General features: G+C 28.6%; 5 protein-coding genes. 4 read left to right on the top strand and 1 reads right to left on the bottom strand.

Translation table 11 applies throughout. The annotated features are described in order from the left end of the window. The 4 genes from Q9968_RS09265 to Q9968_RS09250 form a co-directional block, all read left to right on the top strand. The coding region (locus tag Q9968_RS09265) for an Ig-like domain-containing protein (protein WP_305515727.1) at positions 1-951 on the top strand (951 nt) is incomplete at its 5' end. 312 nt (positions 952-1,263) lie between these two features. After that, complete coding sequence (locus Q9968_RS09260; protein WP_305515729.1) at positions 1,264-1,851, top strand: acyltransferase; 588 nt, start codon at positions 1,264-1,266, stop codon at positions 1,849-1,851. Between the two features lie 18 nt (positions 1,852-1,869). Beyond that, positions 1,870-2,031: a rubredoxin gene (locus tag Q9968_RS09255; protein ID WP_305515726.1), complete on the top strand. Its 162-nt coding sequence runs from the start codon at positions 1,870-1,872 to the stop codon at positions 2,029-2,031. A gap of 60 nt (positions 2,032-2,091) precedes the next feature. Further along, entirely contained in the window at positions 2,092-2,211 is a 120-nt protein-coding gene (locus Q9968_RS09250) for a rubredoxin (protein WP_305515724.1), read from the top strand. A gap of 133 nt (positions 2,212-2,344) precedes the next feature. On the opposite strand, the gene Q9968_RS09245 is transcribed toward Q9968_RS09250, so the two are convergent. Then, a partial coding sequence (locus tag Q9968_RS09245; RefSeq protein WP_305515722.1) for a YigZ family protein occupies positions 2,345-2,949 on the bottom strand: 605 nt, incomplete at its 5' end.

The following is a 2,949-nucleotide window of genomic DNA, read 5'->3' as shown; positions in this document are numbered from 1 at the left end:
GAAAAATATACAATTATATTATCTGATACAGCCCAAAATAATATAATTAGGGATAATTTATTAATTAGTGTTAATAGTAATTCAGATGCATCAGTTAGCTTTTCTGATAATTCAAATATTGTAACCCATAATTATCCGATTGGAAATAATAGTTTAATTGTACTTAATACCACATTAACCGGAACAAACATAGGAATGTACTACAATGACATACAACAGTATCAAGTAAAATTAACAGATTCCAACAACAAGCCATTACCAAACGAAACAATTAAAATAAAATTCAACGGAAAAACAACAACCTTGCAGACAGACAAAAATGGAGTCGCGATAATTAATATAGAACTAAAAAAGATAGGAACACATGAAATCATAGCAAAATATGAAGGAACAATAAAACACAACAAAAGCACAACAACCAACAAAATTCAAATCATAAACCCATTTACAAAAAACATAAACATGAGCATGTACTACCAAGAGAAAATAAACTATAAAATCCAGATAATAGGAAAAAACAACAAACCAATAAAAGCCGACGAAACAATAATATTCAAAATTAACAAAAAAACAATAAAAACAAAAACAAACAAAAACGGATATGCAACAATAAAACTAACTCTAAAACCTGGAAAATACACAATAACAACAATATACAAAAATTATAAAACAATAAACCAAATAAAAATAAAACCAACCCTAATAACAAAAAACATAATAAAAAAGAAAACAAAAACAATAAAATTCACAGCAAAACTCATAAACACAAAAGGAAAACCACAAACAAACAAAAAAATCAAATTCAAAATCAAAAGAAAAACATACACAGCAAAAACAAACAAAAAAGGATATGCAACAGTAAAAATAACAAACCTAAAAACAGGAAAACACAAAATAACAACAACATACCAAAAACAAAAAACAACCAACAAAATAACAATAAAAAAATAGGAATCTTCAAACCAGTTAATATATATACTAATTAACAACATATATGATCTCATTAACAAATTAAATTTGATTAAATGAAGGTTTGATAATATGGTTAGATTTTCACAAACTCTTGATGATAAACAATCCAAAAATAGAGAAAATCCATATGATGATAAGTATCGTATGCACTCTCAAGAACCTCAGCCAGCACCTAGAACAGTTTACCGTCAACGTGAGGTTACACCAGAACAAGATAATTTCTATACTCATCCTCCAAGAGAAGAGCCAACTGAAATTATTTATGAAAGGCCTCAAATAGAAAGAGAATCTATTCAACGGGATTACTCAAAACCAGAGTTAGATTTTCCAAAAAATCAAAATATTCAGTTTGGTGTTGAATATTCTCCAAACTCAAAACCGCCAGTGATTGGTAAAAACTACACAATTAGGTCAAATTCCATTATTTATAATGATGTAATTATTGGAGATAATTTCAGAACAGGACATAATGTTGTTATCCGTGAAAACACCAATATTGGGGATGATGTTTTAATTGGAACTAATACTGTTATTGAAGGAGATGTGATTATTGGAAATGATGTCAGCATTCAATCTAATGTATATATTCCAACTAACTCTATAATTGAAGATAATGTGTTTATTGGACCTTGTGCTTGTTTTACTAATGATAAATATCCTGTAAGGATTAATTATGAACTTCAAGGACCTAAAGTCAGACGAGGAGCTTCAATAGGGGGCAACACTACATTTTTATCTAATGTTGAAGTTGGAGAAGGTTCTATTGTTGCTGCTGGAGCTATTGTAATTCATTCTGTTCCACCATTTTATTTAGCTATTGGAACACCTGCTCGTATTAAACCACTTCCAGATCACTTAAAAGTTCCTAATAGATTCTAAAGGTTTGGAGATTATACTATGGCTAAATATAAATGTAAAATTTGCGGTTATGTTTTTGATGAAGACGATATTGAAGAAGGATTGAATATTCCTGCCGGAACTAAATTTGATGATTTGCCCTCTTCTTTTAAATGTCCAAAATGTAAAATGCCTAAGGCGATGTTTGAAAAAATTGATTAGTTTTATATATAACTAATTATATATTTACTAGTATTGAAAAATTTTAAGGAGATTGTTATTATGGCAAAATTTAGATGTAAATTGTGCGGTTTTGTAACTGATGAGTTTGATGAACTTCCAGCAGATTACAAATGCCCTATGTGCGGTGCAACTGCTGACATGTTTGAAAAAATCGAATAAATATAATTTCACATGACTTATTTTTGCAAAGTTTGTGTTTCGTTTTAGATTAAGACGGATTGCCTAAAAATTGTGTATGTTCGTTTGTGGGATATCCATAACAAATTTAGAAGAACCGTAAGTTCTTCATTTTTTAAATTTTTTCTAAAAATTGTTTATTTTTAAAATCAACTCTTATTTTACCAGAATATTTCTCAAATATTTTCCTAATGTCTCTATTATCTTTTGATATGACATCATATCTTACAGTATCTGAGTAATCTTTATCAATATTTTCAAGGGAATTATTTCTAACTTCCATATCAACTAATTTAATATCTGAATATTCAAAAATAAGTTCATAAACATCATATTGCTCAATTTCAACAATTTCAACTTCCTTAATTGCTTCTAAAACTGATTTTGAATATGCTCTTACAAGTCCGCCAGCACCCAGTTTGATTCCACCAAAATATCTTGTAACAATTATGGTGATATTGTGCAGTTCATTTTTTCTTAAAACATTAATCATTGGTTTGCCTGCAGTTCCACCAGGTTCCCCATCATCATCAAATCCTTCTCCATCTTCAACAATATAAGCAGTACAATTATGGGTAGCATCATTATATTTCTGGTTTAATTTCCGAATAATTTCTTTTGACTCTTTTTTATTTTTCGTTGGATAAACAGAACATATGAACTGTGATTTTTTAATGTTTATTTCACTTTGCACCGGTTTTTTAATAGTTTTCATTATAT

Origin of the sequence: Methanobrevibacter sp. V14 (genome assembly GCF_963082475.1) — an archaeon.
Classification (GTDB): Archaea; Methanobacteriota; Methanobacteria; order Methanobacteriales; family Methanobacteriaceae; genus Methanocatella.
Note: the sequence above shows the minus strand (reverse complement) of the source record. Positions and strands in the feature narration are given on the sequence as shown.

Coding starts and splice junctions, on each gene's coding strand:
- Q9968_RS09250 (WP_305515724.1), top strand. CDS start 2,092: ATGGCAAAATTTAGATGTAAATTGTGCGGTTTTGTAACTGATGAGTTT.
- Q9968_RS09255 (WP_305515726.1), top strand. CDS start 1,870: ATGGCTAAATATAAATGTAAAATTTGCGGTTATGTTTTTGATGAAGAC.